Raw genomic sequence first — 23708 nt, forward strand, 5'->3', positions numbered from 1 at the left:
TTCCGGGCAAGTGCAAACCATGTCCCTCACCGCCGCTCTCGACTCCGCTCGCGCTTCGCTCATGGCGTCGGGCATTCAGTCCTCGACGATCTCGCGCAACATCGCCGGCGCCAGCGCTGCCGGCTATTCGCGCAAGATCGCCGTGCTCGACAATCTGCCAAATGCCGGTGTCTATGTCGCGGCGATCCAGCGCGCCGCGAGCGGCGGCCTGTTCACCAACGTCCTGACCGCGACCTCGGCGTCCGTCAAGCAGAGCGCAATCTATGACGGCCTCCAGAAGATCGCGGCCGCGACGGTGGACGATCCCGAGCTCGATCAGTCGCCGACGGCGCAGCTCAATGCGCTGAAGCAGGCGCTGCAGAAATATGCCAACGCCCCGGACAACACCACGCTGGCGCAGGCGGCCGTCACGTCCGCCAAGGACATGGCCACCGCGCTCAACCAGGCGACCCGGACCGTGCAATCGGTCCGCGAGGGCGCCGATGCCGACATGAAAACGTCGGTTCAGAACATCAACCAGTTGCTTTCCCAGTTCGAGACGGTGAACACCGCCATCGTGAAGGGAACGATCTCCGGCGACGACATCACCGACTACCTCGACCAGCGCGACAACATCGTCTCGAAGCTGTCGCAGGAGGTCGGCGTCTCGATGTCGATCCGCCCCAACGGCGACGCGGCGCTCTACACCGACGGTGGCGTCGTGCTGTTCGACAAGACGGCGCGGACGGTGAGCTTTGCGCCGACGAATGTCTACACCGCCGGCACCACGGGCAATGCCGTGTACATCGACGGCGTCCCCGTGACCGGCGCCAATTCGGTCATGCCGCTGAAGTCGGGCAGGCTCGCGGGCCTCGCCCAGCTGCGTGACCAGGACACCGTCACCTATCAGAGCCAGCTCGACGAAATCGCACGCGGCCTGATCAATACCTTCAGGGAAAGCGATCAAACGGCCGCGGCGCTGCCCGACGTCCCCGGTCTCTTCACCTATCCCGGCGCGCCGGCGATGCCGGCGAGCGCAACCGTCTCGGTGGGCCTTGCCGGCACGATCTCGGTCGCCGCATCGGTCGATCCGGCCCAGGGCGGCAACCCGGATCTGCTGCGCGACGGCGCGATCAGCGGCAACCCCGCCTATCAGTACAACACCGCCGGCAACGGCGGCTATTCGACCCGGCTGCAGCAGCTGATCGGCGACATGGATGCGTCGCAGCCGTTCGATGCAACCACGCAAGGCAAGCCCAACGGCAGCTTGATCGACTTCGCATCGTCCTCGACGAGCTGGATCGAGAACCAGCGCAAGACCGCCAACGACAACTCCGAGTACCAGAGCACGCTGCTCAACCGCAGCATTACGGCCTTGTCGAACGTCAACGGCGTCAACATGGACGACGAGATGGCGTTGATGCTCCAGGTCGAACGCACCTATTCGGCATCGTCAAAGATCATCTCGACCGTCGACGAAATGCTGCAGAGCCTGCTGGCTGCCGTGGGGAACTGAGCCATGATGAGCGCGAACTACATCTCGACCCTGATGCTGTCCTCGTCGTTGAGGTCCTCGATCACGAACAACCAGGCTGCGCTGAGCAAGGCGTCGACGGAGGCGACCACCGGCCGCTTCTACGACGTCGGCCTCGAGCTTGGTGCCACGACGGGAAGCGACCTCACGCTGCGGGCTGACTTCAGCTTCGCCGATCAGCTCGTCGATACCAACGGGCTCGTCTCGGGACGCCTGGACGTGACGCAGAACCGGATCACCCAGCTCAGCAAGACCGCAACGGACTTCCTCAAGGACCTGATCGCGGCCCGCAGCACCGACGGCGGCGGGCGGGTCATCCTGCCACCTGCGGCCTCCAATCTCCAGGATCTGATCGGCGCGCTGAACGTCTCCTATAACGGCTCGTATCTGTTCTCGGGCATCAACACGCAGAACGCGCCCATCACGGCTTACACCGCGGGCTCGGCCAGCAAGAACCAGGTCGATGCCGATTTTCTCGCGAGCTTCGGCTTCTCGCAATCCTCGCCCGGCGTGGGCAGCATTACGCCGGCCCAGATGCAGACCTTCCTCGACACCACCTTCGATGCCGAGTTCGCGAGCCCGGCCTGGAACACCAACTGGTCATCGGCCACCGACCAGAGCATGCAAAGCCGCATCTCCACGACCGAGATCGCCGATACGTCGGTCAGCGCCAATCAGATCGGCTTCCGCAGGCTCGCCGAGGCCTACACCATGATGGCGGATCTCGGGAATGTAGACCTGAGCCAGGAGACGTTCCAGGTCGTCGTGGACAAGGCCATCGGGCTCGTCGGTAACGCCATCAACGACCTTGCCGCCCTCGGCGGCGGCGTCGGCACGGTCCAGCAGCGGGTCACCACCGCAACCGCCAAGCTCAAGACGCAGCAGGACATTCTGAACAATCAGATCGTCGGCATGGAGAAGGTGGATCCGACCGAAGCCTCGGTCCGGGTCAACACGCTGCAGACCCAGATCCAGACGGCGCTGGCGCTCACCTCGCAGCTCCAGAAGATCAGCCTCATCAACTATCTCTGAGCCAGGGCTGCCCTGTAAGGCTCGTAACCTCTTGTCTAGTCGTTCGGTCTCCTGCGCAGAGTGATGCTGATGACGTTTGAAGCCTATGAAGCGGTCGTTGACGAAAGTGGCTCCGAGGCGCGAAGCCGCGAGCGGCAGGCGCTCAGCCTCGGCATCGACCGGCTCGAGCGGATCCAGAAGGGTCGCTTCAACATCGAGGATCTGGTCGAGAGCCTGCTCTATGTGCGGCGTCTGTGGACGATCTTCATCGAGGATCTCGCCCACCCGGAAAACGGTCTCCCTGACAAGCTGCGCGCCGACATCATCTCGATCGGCCTGTGGGTCGTCAAGGAAGCCGACCGTCTCCGCGAGCAGCGGTCGAACGACGTGGTGCAGCTCATCGAAATCAACCGCCTGATCCGAGACGCGCTTTAATGAAGATCTCCTTGCGGGCGGGCGAACGGATCTACATCAACGGCGCGGTGCTTCGCGTGGACCGCAAGGTCTCCGTCGAGCTCGTCAACGACGTGATGTTCCTGCTCGAGGGGCAGGTCATGCAGGCGTCCGACGCCACCACGGCGCTGCGGCAGCTCTATTTCATCGTCCAGCTCATGCTGATGAACCCGACCGACGTCCGCGACGCTGCCGCGCTCTACGCGCAGCATCATGCGGCCCTCCGTGCCGTGTGCGAGAACCGCGAGATGCTGGATGGACTCGGCGCGGTCGACGAGCTGGTCGGGTCGACCCGCTACTTCGAGGCGCTCAAGCGGATTCGGGCCCTGTTCCCGGTAGAGCAGGCCATCCTGGCCGGCGCCGCCACCGTTTCCCCATTCGAGGCTGCCTGACAGCGGAGAGGCCAGATGAACGTCAACAGCGCGACCGATACGACCGGCACGTCCAGTTCTTACGGCACCACCTCGCCGACCTCGAGCAACAGCGTGGACTACAACACGTTTCTTCAGCTTCTCGTCGCCGAGATGAAGAATCAGGATCCGACGAATCCGATGGACACCTCGCAATATATGAGCCAGTTCGCCCAGCTCTCGACGGTCGAGCAGGCGATGCAGACGAATTCGAAGCTGGACGCGCTGCTGTCTTCGCAGTCCTTGTCGCAGGCCAACGGGCTGATCGGCAAGACAGTCAGCTTCACCGACTCGACCGGCGCCAGTTTCAGCGGCAAGGTCGTCTCGGTCTCCATCAACAGCGACGGGTCCATCGCGACCCTCGAGGACGGCACGAAGGTCGCCGTCGGGCCCGGGCTCACGATCAGCCAGTCATGAACGAGCGGGACGCCCTCGATATCGTTCAGGCGGCGATCTGGACCATCATCGTCGCCTCCGGGCCTGCGGTCGGCGCCGCGATGCTGGTCGGCACCGTCATCGCGCTGATCCAGGCCCTGACCCAGATCCAGGAGGTGACGCTGACCTTCGTTCCGAAGATCATCGTCATTCTCCTGGTCGTTGCCGTCTCCGGCTCCTTCATCGGCGCGCATCTGTCGACCTTCACCGAGATGGTCTATTCGCGGATCGAGCACGGCTTCTGATCCGGACAGCCCACGGCACCACCCTCGCGTAAGCTTTGCGCGGCAGATTGCGAACCGGACCCTTCTGCCGGTGACCCATGGCCGATACGTTTGCTGCCAGCCTGCCCAGCCCGCGCCGCCTCGGAGCGGACGCCTTCTTCGCGGGTGGCATCGTGACCATGCTCACGATCCTGTTCCTGCCGATTCCTCCGATCCTGATCGATCTCGGCCTCGCGTTCTCGATCGCGCTGTCGGCGCTGATCCTGATGGTCGCGCTGTGGATTCAGCGGCCGCTCGACTTCTCGGCCTTTCCGACCGTGCTGCTGATCGCGACAATCCTGCGCCTCGCGCTCAACATCGCGACGACGCGCCTGATCCTGTCGCGGGGCGGGGAGGGCGAACAGGCCGCAGGCCACGTCGTTGCCGGCTTCTCCAAGTTCGTCATGGGCGGCGACTTCGTCATCGGCCTGATCATCTTCGCGATCCTGGTCACGGTGAATTTCGTCGTGATCACCAAGGGTGCGACGCGTATCGCCGAAGTCGGCGCCCGTTTCACCCTGGACGCCATTCCCGGCAAGCAGATGGCGATCGACGCGGACCTGTCCGCAGGCCTGATCGACGACAAGGAAGCCCAGCGCCGGCGGCGCGAGCTCGAAGAGGAGAGCGCGTTCTTCGGCGCCATGGACGGCGCCTCGAAGTTCGTCCGCGGCGACGCCATCGCCGGTCTCATCATTACCGCGATCAACATCTTCGGCGGCATCGTCATCGGCGTCACCCATCACGGATTGACGCTCTCCCGCGCCGCCGACGTCTACACCAAGCTCTCCGTCGGCGACGGTCTGGTGTCGCAGATGCCGGCGCTGATCGTGTCGCTGTCCGCGGGCCTCCTGGTCTCCAAGGGCGGCACCAGAGGCTCGGCCGAGCAGGCGGTGCTGCGACAGCTCGGCGGCTATCCGCGCGCGGTGTCGGCTGCCGCGCTGATGATGTTCGTGCTCGCCCTGATGCCGGGGCTGCCGATGGCGCCGTTCGTGCTGCTTGGGGGTGTCATGGCCTTCGTCGGCTATTCGCTGCCGAGGCGGCAGGCGGCGCGGGAGCGCAAGGAGGCTGCATCCAAGGCCGACGAGCGCGCCCAGGCCGAGGCCAGGGAATCGGTCAAGGAGCAGCTCAAGACCGCCGAGATCGAGCTGGCGCTCGGCGGTCATCTTTCGGTCCATCTTCTGGGCTCGCGCACCGAGCTCGGCCATCGCGTCGCCAAGATCCGCAAGAAGTTCGCCAAGCAGTACGGATTCGTCATTCCCGAGATCAAGCTCACCGACAATTTGTCGATCGATCCCAAGAGCTACCAGATCCGGATCCACGACACCCGCGTTGCCCATGGCGAGCTCAGGCTCGGCGAGGTGCTGGTGCTGGTCGACAAGGACGGCAAGCCCGACGTGCCGGGCGACGAGGTGATCGAACCGGCCTTCGGGATGAAGGCGCTGTGGGTGACGGAAGCCTTCACCGACGAAGTCAAGCGGCAGGGCTGCAAGCCGGTCGACAACCTGTCGGTGTTGCTCACCCATTTGAGCGAAGTGATCAGGGCGAACCTCGCCCAGCTCCTGTCCTACAAGGACATGCGCGGGCTGCTCGACCAGCTCGATCCCGAATACAAGCGCTTGGTCGAGGATCTCTGTCCCTCGCAGATCTCCTATTCGGGCCTGCTGGCGATCCTGAAGATCCTGCTGGCCGAACGCGTGTCGATCCGCAACCTCCATCTGATCCTCGAGGCGATCGCCGAGATCGCGCCCCACGTGAGGCGCTCCGAGCAGGTCGCCGAGCACGTGCGGACGCGGCTCGCCCAGCAGATCTGCGGCGATCTCTCCGACAATGGCGTCCTCAACGTGGTCCGTCTCGGCAACCGTTGGGACCTTGCGTTCCACCAGAGCCTGAAGCGCGACGCCAAGGGCGACGTCGTCGAGTTCGACGCCGATCCGCGCCTGATCGAGCAGTTCGCGACCGAAGCCAGCGCCGCGATCCGCAAGTTCACCGAGAACGGCACCAGCGTGGTCCTGGCGGTGACCCCCGAAGCCCGTCCCTATGTCCGGATGATCCTGGAGCGGGTGTTCCCGACCCTGCCGATCCTGTCGCATGTCGAAGTCGCGCGCAGCGCCGAGATCAGGGCGCTCGGAGCCGTATCGTGATCAGCGGCCTCGCCGACAGCGTATTGGTGACGTTCATCGTGTTCTGCCGCATCGGCGCCTGCCTGATGCTGGTGCCCGGCTATTCCAGCGTCAACGTTCCGCCCCAGGTGCGCCTGTTCGTCGCGCTGGTCACGACATTCGCGCTGACGCCGATCCTGATCGCGGTCCTGAAACCGCTGACGGACAACGCGGCGCCGCTGTCGCTGGCGCTCCTGATCTGCTCGGAGCTCGTGGTCGGCTGCGTCATCGGGCTCGGCGGGCGGGTGTTCTTCCTCGCGCTCCAGACCATGGCGACCATGATGGCGAGTGCGATCGGGCTGAGCAACATTCCGGGGACGCCGGTCGGGGACACCGATCCCGCGCCGGCCCTGGTGCCGCTGATCATGGCGGCCGTCACCACGTTGTTCTTCATGACCGACCAGCACTGGCAGGTGCTGCGCGGGCTGATGAACTCCTACGACGTCTGGCATCCCGGCGACAGGCTCGGCGGCGGCATGGCGCTCGACCAGCTCGTCGGCCGCCTGTCGGAAGCGTTCGTGCTGACGTTGCGGATCGCGAGCCCGTTCATCGTCTATTCCGTCATCGTCAACCTGGCGGTCGGTCTGATCAACAAGCTGACGCCGGCGATCCCCGTCTATTTCATCTCGGTGCCCTTCGTGCTGTTCGGCGGCTTTCTGCTGCTCTACCTCACCAGCGACGAACTGCTGACGCAATTCATGCTCGGCGTCTCATCCTGGCTGGCGGAGTGAGCGGTCATGGCGTCGCGCGCGGACAAGCTCGGCCGGATGGTCTCGCTGGTGAAGCTCCAGCTTCGGCTGTCCGAATGGCAGCTCGCGCAACTGCGGCAGCAGGAGCGCAGCCTGCGGGACGAGCAGGAATGGCTGGTCGGAGCCCTGAACGATGACAGGCCGCCCGCGGGATCGTCGAGCGAGTCGATCGCGCGGCGCTTGAGCAGGACGAGCATCGGCGCGCGCGCGGTGCGGGCGCAGGCTGCTCAGCAGCTCGACCAGGTTCGCGCGGAAAGCCGCCGCGTGAAGCAGCTCGAGGAAGTCGCGAAGACGGCGCTCGCCGACAAGCTGCGTGAGGCGGAGAAGCGCTCGCTCGAGGAGCTGGCGGGAACAAGCCCTGCCGTGCGCGTGTGGATGCCACGGCCAGTCAACCGGAACAAGCCATGATCGTGACAGCAACACCCGACCTCGTTCTCGATGTCCTCGAAGCCGCCGATCCCGTGACGCAGCGCGCGGCCACGGCAAAGCTCGACGCGTTGAAATCCTCCGATGCCGACTTCGCCGCCACGATGGACGCCGAGGTCGGCAAGGCCGCGGCGGCTGCCGATCAATCGGCGGCGAAGGTCGTCGAAGCGCAATCAGGTGCAGCGGACGGAGCGCCGGTGCAGATGATCAAGGCGCCGGCATCCGGCGAGGTCTACCGGAAATTCGAAGCCTTCGTCCTCCAGACCTTCGTCGAGACGATGTTGCCGAAGGAATCGGAGGAGGTCTTTGGCAAGGGCACGGCCGGCGGCGTCTGGAAGTCAATGCTTGCAGAGCAGCTCGGCAACCAGCTGGCGAAGGGCAAGGGCATTGGCATCGCCAGGCAGCTCGCCGCCGCACATCCGGCCGGACCGGACGCTGCGGGGAAGGCCGGATGACGATCCGCGAACGGGTGACAGAAGTTGAGGGGTGAATTTCCTATGCAGGCACAAGAAGGCACGGCGGCCATGGCGATGGACCAGGCGGTCGCGGATACCGAGGTGACGACGACGGAAGCGGCAGCGGGCGATGCTCTGCTGCCCGTGCTGCTGCCGATCGCGGGCAGCGAGATGGTGGTCGGCGGCATGGATGCGGCGAAGTCGGACGACGTGCGCGGCCTGCTTGCCGCAATCCGCCGGCTCGCGAGCGTCGTCGAGGAGGAGACGGTCGCGCTCACGACGGGTCAGAAGATCGATTTCGACGACTTCAGCGCGCGGAAGAGCCGGAGCATGCTCGAATTCGTCCGTCTGATGCGGGTGCGGATGCATCTCGGCGGCGAAGTCGAGATCACCGAGGAGATTCAGCGGCTGCGCGAGAAGCTCGAGCGGAATCGCTCCGTTCTGGAAATGCACTATGACGCGGTGCGTGAGGTCGCGAGCATCATCGTCAAGGCGATCAAGGATGCCGAGTCGGACGGCACCTATACCGGTCGCGCAGCGCAGGACGGAAAATGATCAGACTGGTGCTGGCCGGGCTCTGGGTATGCATCCTCACCGCGGGCACGAGCTACGCCGTCGCCTATTGGAAGGAGAACGGCAGCCTGCTGCCGGCGAAGGACGAATATCTCGACGGGCTGCAATATCAGAAGACGCGGGCACTGAGCGTGCCCATGGTCGAGAACGGCAATGTACAGGGCTACATTGTTGCGCGCTTCGTCTACACCGTGGAGGCGCGGATCATGCGCCAGCTGAACGTCCCGCCGGAGCCGTTTGTCGTCGACGAGGCCTTCCGCAGGATCTATGCCGACGAGCGCCTCGACTTCAGGAAGCTCGCCCGCTACGACCTCTCCATCCTGACGACGGCCATCAAGCAGCGCGTCAACGAACGGATGCAGGCTGAAGTCGTCCAGGACGTCCTGGTCGAGGATTTCAACTACGTATCCAAGGAGGAATTCCAGCAGAAGCCGTAGGGCAAGCCGTCCGGAACAGCGCTTCCGGGAGGATCGTGCCCCAAATGGCCGGCTGAAGCCGGCCCACGACGGCTGCCCGCGAATGAAGGCGTAAGTCCTGCCGTCTCTGCCGCCAAACGTGCAACGGCCTCCGCTAACCTGCCGCGCGGAGGCCGTCTTCTGTTCGTGGCAGGCTTCTGCCGTGTCAGTTTCCGGCGGGGTACGCCGCCGAGGCGGCATGCGCCCTGTTCAGGAGGATGCCGACCTCGTCGAGCTCCTGCACCGGGTCGTCGAGGGTCTCGCCGGCCGGGATGTTGAGGCGGTATCCGACGTAGCGCCGGGCCACGATCGCGTCGAAGCCGAGGCGGTCGCGGAGCTTCTTGCGCAGCTTGCTGACGTGACTCTCGATCACGCTTTCGTCGAAGGTGGATTCGAAGATGCCGTAGACCGCGTTGAAGATCTGCGTCTTGGTGATCCACTTGCCGTGGTTGGCGACCATATATTCGAGAATGCGCAGTTCTCGACGGGGCAGGGTGAGGGCGTGGCCCGCGATCTCGGGGTCACGGCCGTTGAAGAAGACCTGGATTCTGCTCTCGCAGGGCCTTGGCAACTCGCCCACCCGGCGGCGCGCGATCGCGGCCGTTCGGGCGAGGATCTCGCGCAGATGGATCGGCACGTACACGACGTCGTCGACGCCGGATTCGAACAGCTCCAGCGTGTTCTTGAGCATCTTCTGGCCGCTCATGGCGATGACGGGCGCCGAGGAACGCTTGCGCATCGCCCGCGGCAGGCTTCCGCGGGTATCGCAATCACCGAGGAGAAAGGCGTCCACTGCCGCCAGATCCGATTCACTGGCGGATTGCAGCCAGTCCCAGAATTCTCCCGAGGAGAAGCCGATCGACGATATGCCTTCGCGAACGAGCCCTGCGACGTAGCTGTTCGCGACGCTCTCGCGATCATCAACGATAATATACATCAGTCTTTCGCCCCTGTTTCGCACTTGTCGCGGCCGGCTGGTTGGTTGTGATGCACCGGCTCGACGACCATGCTGTTTGACGACATTCCAACCCGCCTACCGTTGTTGATCTCGATATTCGCGGGCAGCCCTACGCATTCAGTGCCTGCGTCCTGCAGGCCTGCTACTTCGACTCGATACTGAACGCTTACTGGGTGAGGCCCGGCGGGTGCCTTGCGGATCACCTCGCGGAGCGGATCGAGAAACGACCTAGAACAGTTGTGCCAAGTTGCTCATCGCGTCCGAACACTGCTGAACCGTGTCGATCTCCTCGCCAACTGGCGAGAATCACTTGAGTAGGACCGTAACAATTGCCGATTTCCGATCAAGCGTGCGAAACAAAGCGATTGCTACGTTTGCTTGATGCTGTTGATTCGTTTCAGGTTGTTTCTTGGTGTATCCAATCCCATCAGTTGTTTCGGATGCTTAACTAGTTTTGCGCCGTGGCGGTTGTAAAGTTAGGCATCCCCGTAGAATCACAGCCATTTTGAGTTGTGCCGCGGGTCATGCACATTGATGAGTTTTCAACCCGGGATTGACTCGATCGCTCGCTTCTCCGCGTGCGACAATTCGACTCACGTTCGCGAAGACGACTCCAGCTTGGCGAAATCTTGGCGAGTGTGTGTCTTTCGAGTCGCACTATCGCCACGTGCATGGCGTGATTGATCCATGCGATGTCGCATCGCGCGCGATCAATGGTCGTTCGATGCGCACGTTTCGGACAAGCTTCGGCAAATAGCGTCACCGTTCGACAGATCGAATCGAACGGAGCATCATCACATGTTGTCCGATGGACAAGCTCGTCCCAATCCGACCGCGGATGCTTCCGCGGCGGCGAAGCCGGCTCCGGAGGCGCGCGAGACAAACGACAATGCGACGCGAGCGACCAAGCCGCCTGCGAGCGCAAAGCGCGTTTCGGCCGCGGCGAGCGACGAAGCTCTCGCGAAGGAGGCGCTCGAGGGGCTGAAGCGCATTCGTGCCAAGGCGCGCCTCGACAAGATGGCGATCCCGAAACCTGCTCCGGCCGTGATCAAGCCGGCCGTGATCGTGGCGAAGCCGCCGCCACCCCGTCCGACATGGGTCGCGCCGCTCGCAACGCTGGCGGTCGCCGCCATGTTGGTGGTCTGCGCCTGCACCGGCGTGATCGCCTACCTCACCACTCAGCCTGCGCAGAACAACGTCGCGGCCAATACGGAGATCAGAAATCTGCGCGAGACCGTCGCGCAACTGCGCCGGCAGGTATCGGGCGTATCCGAAAATCTCGACGGCCTGCGCACGGCGGTCGATCAATCGAGTAAAGTGACGAACGATCGCTTCGGCAGGTTTGCCGAGAACCTGGACCGGATCGAGCGGGTGAGTACGTCCTCGACGGCGAAGCTCGACAAGCTCGCCCAGGGACAGGCCCAGGTGCAGCAGGCCCAGGCTCAGGCTCAGGCGCCGGCAATGGTGCAATCGCAACCGGTGTCACAGCAAGGGCCGATGATGGCCTCGGTCGCAGCGCCCGAATTCACCGGCTCGGTGCCTGCGTCGGAGCGCGCATCGGCGCCGCGCAAGACGATCAAGGGCTGGTCGGTCCGCCAAGCCTATGAGGGAATTGCGATTCTGCAAGGCCCGAACGGCGTCATCGAGGCCGTGCTGGGACAACAGGTCCCCGGCCTTGGTCGCATCGAGGAGATCAGGAACGAGAACGGGCGCCTGGTGGTGGAATCCAGCGGCGGCGTCATCTATTCGTCACGTCGGGCGACGCCCTGATCGAGCCGCCTTCTATTGACGGTGATGCTCGAAGCTGCTGCATAGCAGATCGACCTCCGCCTCCGCGATTGGCGCGCGGAACAGGCGGCAGCTGAACTCGACCGTCATCTTGCCGTCCGTGGCGGTGCGATCTTCCCGCAGGAAGATGCACCGCTTGCAGACATCGGTGTGATGCCGCTGCTCGGCTGCGTCCGACTGATCCAGCACGTGCCGGAACGTGTCGCGGAAGCGGATCTTGACGTCGTCGTCGAGCACGGCGATCGCTTCGACGAGAACATTGACGGGGTCGCGCACCAGGAACTTCTTGCCCTGCTGCGTCACGCTCAACATCACCGATCGCTTGTCCGTGGCCGAGCGCTTGCGTTCGAGATAACCGAGCCGCTCGAGCTCGCCAATGATGAACGAGGCGGTGCCGCGCGTTGTGCCAACGTAGCTCGCCAGCGCCGACGGCGTTCGGGAAAACCGGTTGGCCCGGGAAAGAAAACGCAGCGCCATCCATTCGCGGTCGCGCAAGCCGTGCTTGGTGCCTTCGAACCACAGGATTCGCGCAGCCTGCTCCAGCAGTTCGATCGATTCACGAGCCAAATTCATTTCAATTCCAGGTCGGATAAACGTTTATTCAATTGAGCCTTGGGTAGCGCAATCTGGGTGGACGAGAATGAAACCCGCGGGCGCTCTTCCCCGTTGCCGGACGGCCGATCGCGCGTGAGGGAAGAGGTCTCTCCGTCTCGCGGAGATGGAACTTCCGGCCGTGGAACTAGGGCGTCACAAAGAAAGTTCGAGTAAATCGCACCGCTCGGATCCTCGGAAAATTTCAGTCAAATGAGGCTGGTTCGGGCGCGAATTGGCGATGATGTGCGATGCGCGAGCAACATGATGCGTCATTGTCGCCACTGCGGCTGCCATTTGTTGCGGCTGAGCGTGTCGAATGTGCCGACATGAGCATTGCCTGCTCCCCCTGCCGCTTTGGCCACCCCGGGAAGAACCGTCTTTTTCGGTTAATGGATGTTGCGATGCAATGCAGCCAGGCGGTTAAGTCCGGCACACGCGATCCGGGGAATGTCGGAGTGTCGTTGGACAGCTGGCGTGGCTCAACGTCAAACGCGCCGCCGTCGCAGTCATCCTCGCAACATCGCCGAACCCGACGACTGCATGCAGCACCCGTCTGCGCGATCGCCGGTCTGCTCGCGATGAACCCGATGTCCGAGGCCGCGCCGGGGACACGACGTCAGGGCTTGGCGTGGAAGCGAGCGTGCTCGCAGGCTGGTGATTTGCGTTTCGCCGGCAACTATTGGCGAATGCGTCGCCACCCGGGGGACAGGCAGCACGAAGGGATGGACCAATGAGCTTCGAAACCACCGTGACGGCCGACGTCGTCGGGCTGACCAAAAGCGCCCCGGTCTCACGCCGCGGATTCATGAATGCCACCGCGGCCGTGGCGGCGGGCTATACGCTTGCGGCCGGGCCGGTGCGCGCCGAGGTGGTCACGACCGATACCAACGGTCTCGAGGCCGGCGATGCCAGGATCAAGGTCGGCTCCGAGGAGATGCCCGCCTATTTCGCCCGTCCGGCCGGCAACACCAGGGCGCCGGTCATCATCGTGGCGATGGAGATCTTCGGCCTGCACGAATACATCAAGGACGTAACGCGGCGCCTCGCCAAGCTCGGCGCGTTCGCAATCGCGCCCGACTATTATTTCCGCAAGGGCGTCGACCTGACCAAGGTGTCGGACATCAAGGACCTGCTGGCTGTGGTGAACGCCAAGCCGGACGCCGAGCTGATGTCGGATCTCGATGCGACGGCGGCGTGGGCCGGATCGCGAGGCGGTGACGCCACCAGGCTCGGCATCATCGGCTTCTGCCGGGGCGGCCGCACGGTCTGGGAGTACGCCGCCCACAGCAGCGCCCTCAAGGCCGGCGTTGCCTTCTATGGTCCGTTGGTCGATCCCCCAAATCCGTTGTGGCCGAAGAGCCCGATGCAGCTCGCCCCCGAGATGAAGGCGCCGGTGCTCGGCCTCTACGGCGGCGCCGATAGCGGCATTCCCGTAGCCCAGGTCGAGCAGATGAAGGCAGCGCTCGAGCAGAGTAAGAAGACGGCGGAATTCAAGATCTATCCCGAAGCGCCGCACGGCTTCCATGCCGACTATCGCAGCAGCTACCGCAAAGACGCCGCGGAGGACGCCTGGAAGCAGGCGCGGGCCTGGTTCAGGAAATACGGTGTGTTGAGCTGACGCCGGGCATCAGGAGGGCAGCCAGAGCGGCCGCCCTCTCTCCCGGATTGTGCCGATCTCACTTCGTCAGTGCGCCGTAGACGATGTCCTGGACCTGTTCGCGGTCACGACCGGGCTGGGGCCAAGTCAAGCGCGGGCAGGGCATGTCCGGGAGGCGCGGGAGTGCAGTACCCTATCGTCCTTCGCCTGCGCGCCGCAGCGCGTCGAGGCCATGCCGATAGGTGGGGTACGCCAGCGTGACGCCGAGCTCGCACTTCAATCTCGCGTTGGAGACACGGGCGCTGCTGGCATAGAAGCTGCGGGCCATCGCCGACATCTCGGCGGTCGCGAACGCTTCCTCGGGCGGCGGCGCCACGCCCATCAGCTTCGCCGCATAGGCGATCACGTCCTGCGGCGGCGCGGGCTCGTCGTCACAGACGTTCCAGATGCCGCCGCCCCGGTGCTGAACGGCAGCCATGATAGCGTTTGCGATGTCCTCCACGTGGATGCGGTTGAAGACCTGTCCCGGCTTGATGATGCGCCTCGACTTTCCCGCGCGCAGCGTCACGAGCGCGTTGCGACCGGGACCGTAGATGCCCGCGAGCCGCAGGATCGCCGCATCGCCGCACGCCGCGTCCGTCCAGGCTTGCTCCGCGGCAACCCGCATGCGCGCGCGGTCGAGGACGGCCTGCGGCGGCGTGCTCTCGTCGACCCACGCGCCGCCGTGATCGCCGTACACGCCGATGGTGGAGAGATAGACGACCTTGCAGCGGCCTTCCTGTAGCACGTCGCCGAACGCCGCGACGGCGGGATCGCCGGCGCTGCCGGGCGGGATCGATACCAGGAGGACATCGGCGTTGCGAACCTGCTGAACCGTCCCTTGCGACGGACGGCTGCCGGAAAATGCATGCACCTCGAGGCCGGAGATATCGTTCCGCTGTGCGGGATCGCGCACGGTGCCGGCGATATGCGAGAAGTTGCCGCCGTGTTGACGGACGAAGTGCCGGGCACTGTAGCCGAGGCCGAGGATGAAGAGCCGCATGCGTCTCCTGTGGAGGTCGGAGTTCCCGCTCGCGCCGTGGCGCCTTTCGCTCATAAGAGATTTTTGGGTCCGGCAAAAGATATTGCGATTTGTCTCGCCCGCCACTGCGGGCAAAGCTCGCACGTCACAGCCAGGTCGGGAGGGAGGCGTCGTTGGCGACCGGGTCCATCATGCAGGCGGAAGCGCCCGCGGCAGTGCGATGCGATGCCGGCGAGCTGATCCGGCGCGCGGCTGCGCTGATCTTCGATGTCGACGGCACCCTGGCGGAGACCGAGGAACTGCATCGGCAGGCTTTCAACCTTGCCTTCGCCCGTCACGGTCTCGACTGGCGGTGGGACCGCGCCGTCTACAAGAACCTGTTGCGGGTGACGGGCGGCAAGGAGCGCATGCGGGCCTACCACGCCAGCCGGGGGAGCGCTCCGCCATTGTCGGACATGGACATCGCAGTGCTCCACCGCATCAAGACCGCGCATTATGCCGAGTTGATCGTGACCGGCTGCTGCCCGTTGCGGCCGGGCGTGGCGGATCTCCTCGCTGCGGCGAGGGCCCGGGGCCAGCGGCTCGCAATTGCGACCACCACCTCGCACGGCAACATCGATGCGCTGCTCTCGCAGGCGCTGGGCAAACGCTGGGCTGCGGATTTCGAGGCGATCGTCGCCGGCGATGACGTGCGGCACAAGAAGCCTGCGCCGGACGTCTATCTCGAGATCCTGGCGCGGCTGAAGCTGCGCGCGTCGGACTGCGTGGCAATCGAGGATTCCGCCAACGGCCTGATTGCGGCCTCGCGTGCCGGCATCCCGGTTCTGATCACGCGCAGCATGTTCTTCGGGGACGATGACTTCGCCGCGGCGCGGGTCGTGCTGGACGATCTGTCGGACCTCGGTGCCGCCAAACAAAAAACTGAAGAACAACCCCATGCACAGTAGATTACGCTGGTGTGATCACTGCGTTCAGTGGACGCGGTGGCTCGTTCTATCGTCCTCAGCCTGTTCGACAATCTGCGCGATCGGGCTGGACTGATGGTGCACGAGGCGCCAGTCGTCGCCGACGCGGCGAAAATGGTTCGCGGCGGCCAAAGCGGTGCCGTCGACGATCTCGATGCAGAGCACCCGCGCGCTGTCGCCATCGACGATCGCCTGCGGCTCGGCGCAGACGATCTGCGGCCGCTCCGGGTTTTGCAGGATGTCGCGCCAGCTTCCGATCACGGTGGCGCGCCCGATGATGGCCGGCCAGCCGGGATGGATGCAGGAGATGGCGTCGTCGTCCGCCCACATCCGCTGCATTTCGTCGAAATCGCCGGCCGAAAAGGCGGCGTAGAAGGCCGCGTTGGCGGCGATGACCTTGCTGTCCTTTGCCATGCCTCCCGGGTGGGGCAAGGACGGGCAAAAATCAAGCGCGACTTCCGTCGATCTCGGCCGCAGTGCAGCATTCAGGATGCGATCAAGCTGAGACGCGCGTCGTCTCTACCGCCCGGCGCGCACCGCCGGCGCAGAGCCGGCCGAGAGCCGCAGGCGCGGCTTGGCACCGAACGGCAGCGCCCCCCGAACTGTTCGGCGACCTGCGCGACACGTGCGAGAAGCTCAGCGAGATGATGCTGCCGCAGGATCGCCGGCGTGATGTCGTGATAGGTCTCCAGCCGGTCGCGGAATTGCGGGAGCCTCACCCTCCCCGCAGGCGGGAAGAGGGAGACGAGCATCAATAACACGCCGCCATCGCGCCGAGTTTCGGATAGAGACGGTCGATCGCGGCGATCTCGCTTTTCATCTGCGCGATGATCCAGTCGCGGATCTCGGCGGCGATCGGACGCATTGGCCGGTTGCGCGGCGGCAGGAATTCGCAGATGCGGCGCGTGGTGGTGAGCGTGTCGGAGGCGGGCACCAGCGCGCCGGTCAGGAGCCAATGCGATGCCACCGTCAGCCAGCCGAGCGCAATGCCCTGGCCGAGCAGCGCGGCCTGCACCACGACCGCATAGTCGGTGAAGCTCAGCGCTTTCGCCGCCCCGCGGCGTCCGGTGAGGAGCGATGCGTATTCTTCCGCCCAGTCTCCCGGCGTCTCTGCGAGGCGGATGATGGTGTTGCCTTCGGTGGGATCGCTCTCGCCGAGATAGCCGGGGCTGCACATCGGCAGCATGACTTCCTTCATCACCAGCGTGCCGCCGGAGGACGGCTCGTCGCGGTCGCGAAAGCGCATGCCCAGATCGACATTCTCCACCGGTCCTCGTAGTGCACCGGAGATGAGCTGGAAGCGCAGATCGACCTCGGGAAACCGCTTTTGCAGCTTGTCGATGCGCGGCATCAGCCAATGCGTGGTGAAGGCTGATGAGACCGATAGCGTCACTGTCTCGGTGCCCTTGCGGCGCCGCTCGATCTCGACGAGGCCGGTCTCGATGCTGCGAAAGCCTTCGAGCACGCGGCGATAGAGCAGTTCGCCTTCCTCGGTCAGTACCGCGCGTCCCGCTGTGCGGTCGAACAGGCGAACGCCGAGATGCTCCTCAAACTGACCGAGCATCCGGCTTACTGCCGGCTGCGTGACGTTCAGCTCTGCGGCAGCGGCTGTGAAACTGCCATTGCGCGCCGCTGCGTCGAAGACGAACAGGGCGTTACTGGAGGGCAGCATCCGGCGCAGCTCGGGCATAACGTCATGTTATGAGCGCGGTGAGAATTTGGCAATTGCCGAGTTTTGCCAAGTCTGATGTCATCGGCATCACGGCAAAAGACAGGGCTTGCGAGAGAGGCGATGGTGCGACGCACGCTCGATCGTGAGTTGCTCAGACTTCCTGTCTATAAAGTAAGCTTATGGCGCGCAGTGAGGCACGCCAGCAAAGGGACACCGCGGGGACGATCATTGGACAAGCGAGCGGAAAGCGTCGAGATCAGGTCCGCCAGCAAGGCCTATGGCGCCGTTCGCGCTCTCGATGATGTCTCCCTCGATGTCGGCGCCGGCGAGTTCGTCTCTCTGCTCGGTCCCTCCGGCTCCGGCAAGACCACGTTGCTCGGCATTTTGGGCGGCTTCATCGTTCCGACGTCAGGCACAATTCTCTTCGGCGGCCGTGATGTCACGTACATGCCGCCGCACAAGCGCGGCATCGGTGTCGTCTTCCAGAACTATGCGCTGTTTCCACATATGAGCGTCGGCGAGAACGTCGCTTTTCCCTTGCGCGCGCGCCACCTGCCGAAGGCGAGCTGGCCCGACAAGGTGCGCGCGGCGCTTTCGATGGTCGGCCTTGCCGGCTATGAGGAACGCGGCATTGCTCAGCTCTCCGGCGGCCAGCGTCAGCGCGTGGCGCTGGCACGTGCCATGATCTTCGAGCCGCGCCTGATCCTGATGGACGAGCCGCTCTCCGCACTGGACAAGCAGCTGCGCGAGTCCATGCAGATCGAGCTGCGCGCACTGCACAAGCGTATCGGCGCCACCATCATCTATGTCACCCACGACCAGCGCGAGGCGCTGACCATGAGCGACCGCGTCGCGGTCATGAAGAACGGCAGGCTGGTCCAGATCGACGAGCCCGAGCGGCTGCACGATCGTCCCGCCGATTCCTTCGTCGCCAGCTTCATCGGCGAGGCGACGATGCTGCCGGTCCGCCGCGTCGATGCCTCCAGCGTCGCGCTCGGCAATGCACTGCTGCGCAGCGCCCGCGCCATTCCGAATGGAGGTGCACTGATGCTCGCCGTGCACAGTGAAAAACTCCTGATCGACGACGGCGCGCAGGATGCCGTCTGCAACCGGCTGACGGGCACGGTCACCGACATCGTCTACCAGGGCGAGAGCCTGCGCATCTTCCTGGCGCTCGCTGATGGCATCGCGCTCAGCCTGCGCCAGCCGAGCTATCACCAGGCCTACAGCCGTATCCCGCCGCTCGGCGGCAGCCTCACCGTCGCCCTTCACCCCGAGGACACCATCGTCGTGCCCAGGGTGGACTGAACTCCAGTCTGTTCAACCGAGAGAAGAAACTCACATGTCGACCCAAGCCGCGTTCAGCAATTTCAAGGTTCTCACGTTCGACGTCGTCGGCACCTTGATCGATTTCGAGGCCGGCGTGCTCTCCGCGGTGCGCAAGATCTCCGGCAAGACGCCGGCCGAGCTCAGCGACGATCAGATTTTCGAGCCCTACAAGCGCGGCCGCGACAAGCACTATGGCCGCTCGAGCGAGGCGATGTTCCATGTCTATCGCCATCTTGCCACTGAGCTCGGACTGCCCGCCGATGACGCTGCCTGCGACGTGTTCCAGCTCTCGGTGTTGCGTTGGGGGCCGTTCTCGGATTCGGTCGAAGCGCTCAAGCGCCTGCGCACGAAATTCCGCCTGGTAGCGATGACCAATGCCGACCGCGTTGCGCTCTCCTGTTACGCGCACGCGCTCGGCAATCCCTTCGATGACACGGTGTGTGCCGACGACACCGGTGTTGCCAAGCCGGATCCGGAATTCTTCGCCTACAACAGGGGGCGCCAGTCCGCTTTCGGCTACAAGCAGTCCGACATTTTGCACGTCGCGCAGAGCCAGTATCACGACATCGGGATCGCGCGGAAGCTCGGCTACCAGGTGTGCTGGATCGAGCGCCGCCAGGGCATTGCAGGCTTCGGCGGCACGCCGGCGGTGGAGACGCTGACCAAGCCGGACTTTCATTACCCGACCTTGAAGGCGCTCGCCGACGCGGCCATTGGGCCTGCGGCGTAAATCGATGAGTGCAGGCATGACGCGGAACTGGAGTGCGCTGCCATCGGTCAACTCGCTGTGGGAAGCCACGGCGGAGCCGGCGGGCGCGTTTCCTGTCCTGTCGGGCGAGCAGCAGGCAGATGTGGTGATCATCGGTGCGGGCTACACCGGCCTCTCCGCGGCGCACCACATCGCCAGGAGCGGCCTGTCGCCGGTCGTGCTCGAGGCCAACCGCCCCGGCTGGGGCGCGAGCGGGCGCAATGGCGGGGTTATCACGGCAAAGTTTCGCCTGTCGTTCCGCGAGATCGATGCCGCGCATGGCCGCGCCATGGCGCGGCGCATGTACGAGATCGCGCATGAATCGACCGACATGGTCGAGGAGCTCGTCTCCGAGTTCGGCATCACCAGCGCAAACCTCACCCGCACGGGCCAGGTCAAGGCTGCGCACAACGAGACGACGCTGAAGGCCGCGATCGGCGAGGCCGATTGGATGACGCGCGAGATGGGCTCAGCCGAGGTCCGCATTCTCGACAAGAACGGTGTGCGCGACGAGACCGGCTCCGACATTTTTGTCGGCGGGGTGCTCAATCCCGGCTCGGGCGGAATCCATCCGCTGAACTATCTGCGCGGCCTCGCCGATGGCGTGGCACGCCGCGGAGTCCCGATTTTCCAGGAATCGCCGGTCGTAAAGCTTCGACGCGAGGATGGCGGCATCCTCGCCGAGACCCCTCAAGGTGCAGTGCGAGCCAAGCAGGCGATCATCGCCACCAACAGCTATTCCGACCTGACCGGCGCGACCGAGCAGATGCAGCGCACGCTGATCCCGTTCCGAAGCGCCATCATCGCCACCGACAAGCTGCCGCGTAATCTCGCCGGGCGGCTGATGCCCACGGGGCGCACCTATACCGAGACCAAGCGCATGATGCGCTGGTTTCGCATGGTGGACAATCGGGTGATCTTTGGTGGCCGCGGCGCGTTCGGCAAGCAGGACTCGCAAGCCGCCTTCGACGCCCTGCGTAAGGCAATGGTCGGCATCTTTCCCGATCTCGCCGATGTCCCGCTCGAATACAAATGGTCGGGCCTCGTTGCGATGACGATGGAGTCGGTACCGCATATCGGCAGGCTCGACGACCGCACTCTGGTCTCGATGGGCTACAACGGCGCCGGCGTCGCGATGTCGAGCCTGATGGGCCGCTATCTCGCCGCCTTCGTACGCGGCGAGACGCCGGAGGTCGGCCTGCTCGATGTCCGGCGCATGAAGCCCATTCCGTTCTATCCGCTGCGCGAGCCCGCGGTCCGCATGGTCGCCGGCTGGTACCAGTTTCTCGATGCGATCGGTCAGTGAGATTTCTTTGGCGATGGAGGAGGCGAGGATGACGACGAAACGGAATTCTGGATTTGGTTACGTCTTGCTGGGCGCTTCGATCAGTGCAGTTGCGCTCGGTACTGCAGCCAACGCCGCCGAGCAGATCACCTTCGTGTCGCAAGGCGGCGCCTATCAGCAGGCGCAGACGGTGGCGATCCTCGATCCTTCCGCCAAGAAGCTCGGCATCACCATCAATCAGGATTCCATCCCCGACGCCTGGCCCGCGATCAAGACACAGGTCGGCAGCGGCAAGCCAATCTGGGACGTCGTGGACACCCCGACCGGCTATTGCCTGCGCGGCGGCGAGCAGGGCCTGATCGAGAAGCTCGACTTCTCGAAGATTCCGAACGCCGCAGCGATGCCGGAGGCTTATCGCAGCCCTTATTCGGTGTCCTACGAATTCTATTCCAGCGTGCTCGCCTACAGCCAGAAGACGTTCCCGAAGGACGCGCCGAACAGCTGGGTCGATTTCTGGGACGTGAAGAAATTCCCCGGCCGCCGCGCGCTGCGCAATCACCCGATCGCAACCCTCGAAGCCGCGCTGATGGCCGACGGTGTCGCACCCGACAAGCTCTACCCACTGGACGTCGACCGCGCGTTCAAGAAGCTGGAGGAGATCAAGCCGCACATCACGGTGTGGTGGACCTCGGGCGCGCAGTCGGCACAGCTGCTCAATGACGGCGAGGTCGACATGGAGATGGCCTGGAATGGCCGCGTCAGCGCCGTCGCCAAGGAGGGCGCAAAGGTGTCCTTCACCTACAACCAGGGCATCTTGCAGAGCACCTCGCTCTGCATCCTCAAGGGCGCGCCCAATCTCGGTACGGCGGTCAAGTTCATCAACGAGGCGGTCGATCCCGTGCACCAGGCTAATCTGCCGCTCAACATCGACTACGGCCCGGGCAATCCCAAGGCGTTCGAGACGGGCGTGATCAAGCCCGAGCGCGCCGCGCAGCTGCCGAGCGAACCGGCGAACGCGGCCAAGCAGGCGTTGATGTCCTACGCCTGGTGGTCCTCGCCCGCGGGCGAAGCCGCCGAGAAGCGCTGGGCGTCGTTCATGCAGAAGTGAGCAAGCGAGGCAGCGTTGACGACATCCGTGTCCGATCCCTCCCAAAAGCACCAGCGCCGTGAGCACGGGCTGATGCTGGCATTGGTGTCGCCGGCGCTGCTGGTAATCCTGGCTCTGATCGCACTGCCGGTTGGCTGGCTGGCCTGGCAGTCGATCTATCATGATGGCTTCACGCTGGAGAACTATCGCCGCGTCTTCACCGAAGACATCTACTGGCGCAGCTTCGCGCTGACCTTCGAGATCAGCCTCGCGGTCACACTGATCGCGCTACTGCTCGGCTACCCCGTGGCCTATCTCGCCAATTCGTTGCCGAAAGGATGGAGCATTCTCATCCTGTCCCTGGTCGTGCTGCCGTTCTGGACCAGCGTGCTGGTCCGCGCCTACGCGTGGCTGGCGCTGCTGCAGCGCACCGGCGTGATCAACCAGTTTCTGCGCTATCTCGACGTGATCTCCGAGCCGCTTCCGCTGGTCCACAACACCTTCGGCACGGTGGTCGCCACCGTGCACATCCTGCTGCCGTTCATGGTGCTGCCGCTTTATGCCGCCATGCAGAAGATCCCGAACGATGTGATGCAGGCCGGCGCCAGCCTTGGAGCGAGCCCGTCGGTGACTTTCTTCCGCGTGTTCTTGCCGCTGTCGCTGCCGGGCGTGCTCGCAGGCTGCACCATGGTGTTCGTGCTCTGCCTCGGCTTCTACATCACGCCGGAGCTGCTCGGCGGCGGCCGTACCGTGATGGTTTCGATGCTGGTGAGCCGCAATGTCGAGCTCTACAATCAGTTCGGGGCCGCGAGCGCAGTCGCAGTGGTGCTGCTCCTGGGCGTGCTCGTGATCTTCTTCGCGGTCAGCCGCTTCATCTCGCTCGATCGCGTGCTGGGGCAGAAATGATGCGCGTCTCGCCCGCCCGGATTGTATTGTACGTGATCAGCGTGCTGGTGCTGGTCTATCTGATCCTACCCGTGCTGATCATCGTGCCGATCTCGTTCTCCAGCGCGCGTTTCCTGACGTTCCCGCCGCCGTCCTTCTCGCTGCGCTGGTACGAGCAATATTTCTCAAATCCCGCCTGGATGCAGGCAACGCGGGTGACGCTCACGGTCGCATTCCTGACCGTTCTGATCGCGACGCCGTGCGGCGTTGCCGCCGCCTATGCCGTCAGCCAATCCAAGCTGCGTATCATGCGCGTTATCCACATGGCGCTGCCTCTGCCGCTGGTGGTGCCGATCATCATCACCGCGGTCGGCATCTTCTTCGTCTATGCCCGGGTCGGCCTGGTCGCGACCCTGCCCGGCCTCGTGCTGGCGAATGTGATGCTGGGATTGCCTTACGTTGTCATCTCCGTGCTCGCGGGCCTGCAGAGCTTCGATCCGGCGCAGGAGATGGTGGCGCGCAGCCTCGGCATGAACCGCCTGCGCAGCTTCTTCGCGGTGACGCTGCCGCAGATCAAGTCCAGTGTCGTCGCCGGCGCCATCTTCGCCTTCATCTCGGCGATGGACGAGACGATCGTCGCGCTGTTCATCTCCGGCGGCCAGTACCAGCCGCTGACCAAGCGCATGTTCACCGCGCTGCGCGACGAGATCGACCCAACCATTGCCGCGATCTCGACGCTGATGACTGCGGCCTCCTTCATGCTGGTGCTGCTGGCGAGCGCGAGGCAGACGCGGAGCGGGTGAAGATGGCGCCCGTCCAGGGATCCCGGCGTTCGGTTCGGCCGATCGCAGGCGAAGACGTCGAAGCGCGGTGGCGA

The 23708-nt window shown here is 64.4% G+C and carries 26 protein-coding genes; 21 read left to right on the plus strand and 5 right to left on the minus strand.

All coding sequences use genetic code 11. The features are described from left to right. Window positions 1–19 precede the first annotated feature (19 nt). From flgK to XH87_RS22215, 12 genes are all read left to right on the plus strand, one after another. Complete coding sequence (flgK, locus tag XH87_RS22160; RefSeq protein ID WP_271588884.1) at window positions 20–1495, plus strand: flagellar hook-associated protein FlgK; 1476 nt, start codon at window positions 20–22, stop codon at window positions 1493–1495. Between the two features lie 3 nt (window positions 1496–1498). Further along, window positions 1499–2545, plus strand: a complete 1047-nt coding sequence (locus XH87_RS22165) for a flagellar hook-associated family protein (RefSeq protein ID WP_271588885.1) — start codon at window positions 1499–1501, stop codon at window positions 2543–2545. A 69-nt stretch (window positions 2546–2614) separates the two neighbouring features. Then, complete coding sequence (gene flaF, locus XH87_RS22170) at window positions 2615–2959, plus strand: flagellar biosynthesis regulator FlaF (RefSeq protein WP_035714020.1); 345 nt, start codon at window positions 2615–2617, stop codon at window positions 2957–2959. Further along, the gene (gene flbT / locus XH87_RS22175) at window positions 2959–3369 is read left to right on the plus strand and encodes a flagellar biosynthesis repressor FlbT (protein ID WP_035713942.1); all 411 of its coding nucleotides are present in this window, start codon (window positions 2959–2961) and stop codon (window positions 3367–3369) included. The genes flaF and flbT overlap by 1 nt, the downstream gene beginning before the upstream one ends. A gap of 15 nt (window positions 3370–3384) precedes the next feature. Next, window positions 3385–3804: a flagellar hook assembly protein FlgD gene (flgD, locus tag XH87_RS22180; RefSeq protein ID WP_035713945.1), complete on the plus strand. Its 420-nt coding sequence runs from the start codon at window positions 3385–3387 to the stop codon at window positions 3802–3804. Further along, window positions 3801–4067, plus strand: a complete 267-nt coding sequence (fliQ, locus tag XH87_RS22185; protein WP_027572776.1) for a flagellar biosynthesis protein FliQ — start codon at window positions 3801–3803, stop codon at window positions 4065–4067. The genes flgD and fliQ overlap by 4 nt, the downstream gene beginning before the upstream one ends. 77 nt (window positions 4068–4144) lie before the next feature. Then, window positions 4145–6226: a flagellar biosynthesis protein FlhA gene (flhA, locus tag XH87_RS22190; RefSeq protein ID WP_271588886.1), complete on the plus strand. Its 2082-nt coding sequence runs from the start codon at window positions 4145–4147 to the stop codon at window positions 6224–6226. Next, window positions 6223–6975 carry a flagellar biosynthesis protein FliR gene (gene fliR / locus XH87_RS22195; protein ID WP_158671147.1) on the plus strand — a complete coding sequence of 251 codons (753 nt, stop codon included), beginning with the start codon at window positions 6223–6225 and terminating at the stop codon, window positions 6973–6975. Before flhA ends, fliR begins: the two co-directional genes overlap by 4 nt. Before the next feature lie 6 nt (window positions 6976–6981). Next, window positions 6982–7401 (plus strand): hypothetical protein, encoded by a 420-nt coding sequence (locus XH87_RS22200; protein WP_271588887.1) that lies wholly within the window; start codon window positions 6982–6984, stop codon window positions 7399–7401. Beyond that, on the plus strand, window positions 7398–7874 hold the full coding sequence (locus tag XH87_RS22205; RefSeq protein ID WP_271588888.1) for a rod-binding protein: 477 nt from the start codon (window positions 7398–7400) through the stop codon (window positions 7872–7874). The genes XH87_RS22200 and XH87_RS22205 overlap by 4 nt, the downstream gene beginning before the upstream one ends. Window positions 7875–7916: 42 nt before the next feature. Next, complete coding sequence (locus XH87_RS22210) at window positions 7917–8429, plus strand: flagellar biosynthesis protein FlgN (protein ID WP_271588889.1); 513 nt, start codon at window positions 7917–7919, stop codon at window positions 8427–8429. After that, window positions 8426–8884: a hypothetical protein gene (locus XH87_RS22215; RefSeq protein ID WP_035713960.1), complete on the plus strand. Its 459-nt coding sequence runs from the start codon at window positions 8426–8428 to the stop codon at window positions 8882–8884. The genes XH87_RS22210 and XH87_RS22215 overlap by 4 nt, the downstream gene beginning before the upstream one ends. 184 nt (window positions 8885–9068) lie before the next feature. On the opposite strand, the gene XH87_RS22220 is transcribed toward XH87_RS22215, so the two are convergent. Further along, a complete protein-coding gene (locus XH87_RS22220; protein WP_271588890.1) occupies window positions 9069–9839 on the minus strand; it encodes a response regulator transcription factor in 771 nt (256 codons plus the stop codon). A gap of 819 nt (window positions 9840–10658) precedes the next feature. Between XH87_RS22220 and XH87_RS22225 the strand changes: the two genes are divergently transcribed. Next, complete coding sequence (locus tag XH87_RS22225) at window positions 10659–11630, plus strand: hypothetical protein (RefSeq protein WP_271588891.1); 972 nt, start codon at window positions 10659–10661, stop codon at window positions 11628–11630. A 12-nt stretch (window positions 11631–11642) separates the two neighbouring features. On the opposite strand, the gene XH87_RS22230 is transcribed toward XH87_RS22225, so the two are convergent. After that, window positions 11643–12221: a MarR family winged helix-turn-helix transcriptional regulator gene (locus XH87_RS22230; protein WP_158671154.1), complete on the minus strand. Its 579-nt coding sequence runs from the start codon at window positions 12219–12221 to the stop codon at window positions 11643–11645. A 751-nt stretch (window positions 12222–12972) separates the two neighbouring features. Between XH87_RS22230 and XH87_RS22235 the strand changes: the two genes are divergently transcribed. Then, window positions 12973–13860: a dienelactone hydrolase family protein gene (locus XH87_RS22235; protein ID WP_271588892.1), complete on the plus strand. Its 888-nt coding sequence runs from the start codon at window positions 12973–12975 to the stop codon at window positions 13858–13860. 172 nt (window positions 13861–14032) lie between these two features. On the opposite strand, the gene XH87_RS22240 is transcribed toward XH87_RS22235, so the two are convergent. Further along, window positions 14033–14881 (minus strand): SDR family oxidoreductase, encoded by an 849-nt coding sequence (locus XH87_RS22240; RefSeq protein ID WP_271588893.1) that lies wholly within the window; start codon window positions 14879–14881, stop codon window positions 14033–14035. 170 nt (window positions 14882–15051) lie between these two features. Here XH87_RS22240 and XH87_RS22245 point away from each other — a divergent pair, with 170 nt between their 5' ends. Next, window positions 15052–15807 (plus strand): HAD family hydrolase, encoded by a 756-nt coding sequence (locus XH87_RS22245; RefSeq protein ID WP_271589156.1) that lies wholly within the window; start codon window positions 15052–15054, stop codon window positions 15805–15807. A 24-nt stretch (window positions 15808–15831) separates the two neighbouring features. Here XH87_RS22245 and XH87_RS22250 read toward each other — a convergent pair whose 3' ends face one another. Both XH87_RS22250 and XH87_RS22255 read right to left on the minus strand, forming a co-directional pair. Beyond that, complete coding sequence (locus XH87_RS22250; RefSeq protein ID WP_239626775.1) at window positions 15832–16239, minus strand: nuclear transport factor 2 family protein; 408 nt, start codon at window positions 16237–16239, stop codon at window positions 15832–15834. Between the two features lie 337 nt (window positions 16240–16576). Beyond that, window positions 16577–17515 (minus strand): LysR family transcriptional regulator, encoded by a 939-nt coding sequence (locus XH87_RS22255; RefSeq protein WP_271588894.1) that lies wholly within the window; start codon window positions 17513–17515, stop codon window positions 16577–16579. A 210-nt stretch (window positions 17516–17725) separates the two neighbouring features. Here XH87_RS22255 and XH87_RS22260 point away from each other — a divergent pair, with 210 nt between their 5' ends. From XH87_RS22260 to XH87_RS22285, 6 genes are all read left to right on the plus strand, one after another. Beyond that, window positions 17726–18805 (plus strand): ABC transporter ATP-binding protein, encoded by a 1080-nt coding sequence (locus XH87_RS22260; RefSeq protein ID WP_271588895.1) that lies wholly within the window; start codon window positions 17726–17728, stop codon window positions 18803–18805. 34 nt (window positions 18806–18839) lie between these two features. Continuing rightward, window positions 18840–19556, plus strand: a complete 717-nt coding sequence (locus XH87_RS22265; protein ID WP_271588896.1) for an HAD family hydrolase — start codon at window positions 18840–18842, stop codon at window positions 19554–19556. Window positions 19557–19572: 16 nt separating this feature from the next. Further along, window positions 19573–20880 carry an NAD(P)/FAD-dependent oxidoreductase gene (locus XH87_RS22270; RefSeq protein WP_271588897.1) on the plus strand — a complete coding sequence of 436 codons (1308 nt, stop codon included), beginning with the start codon at window positions 19573–19575 and terminating at the stop codon, window positions 20878–20880. Between the two features lie 28 nt (window positions 20881–20908). After that, entirely contained in the window at window positions 20909–21967 is a 1059-nt protein-coding gene (locus XH87_RS22275) for an ABC transporter substrate-binding protein (RefSeq protein ID WP_271588898.1), read from the plus strand. A gap of 72 nt (window positions 21968–22039) precedes the next feature. Further along, entirely contained in the window at window positions 22040–22852 is an 813-nt protein-coding gene (locus XH87_RS22280; protein WP_271589157.1) for an ABC transporter permease, read from the plus strand. Then, window positions 22849–23634 carry an ABC transporter permease gene (locus XH87_RS22285; RefSeq protein ID WP_271588899.1) on the plus strand — a complete coding sequence of 262 codons (786 nt, stop codon included), beginning with the start codon at window positions 22849–22851 and terminating at the stop codon, window positions 23632–23634. The genes XH87_RS22280 and XH87_RS22285 overlap by 4 nt, the downstream gene beginning before the upstream one ends. Window positions 23635–23708: the final 74 nt, after the last annotated feature.

The sequence above is a fragment of the Bradyrhizobium sp. CCBAU 53415 genome (genome assembly GCF_028128735.1).
In the GTDB taxonomy this organism is placed as follows: Bacteria; Pseudomonadota; Alphaproteobacteria; order Rhizobiales; family Xanthobacteraceae; genus Bradyrhizobium.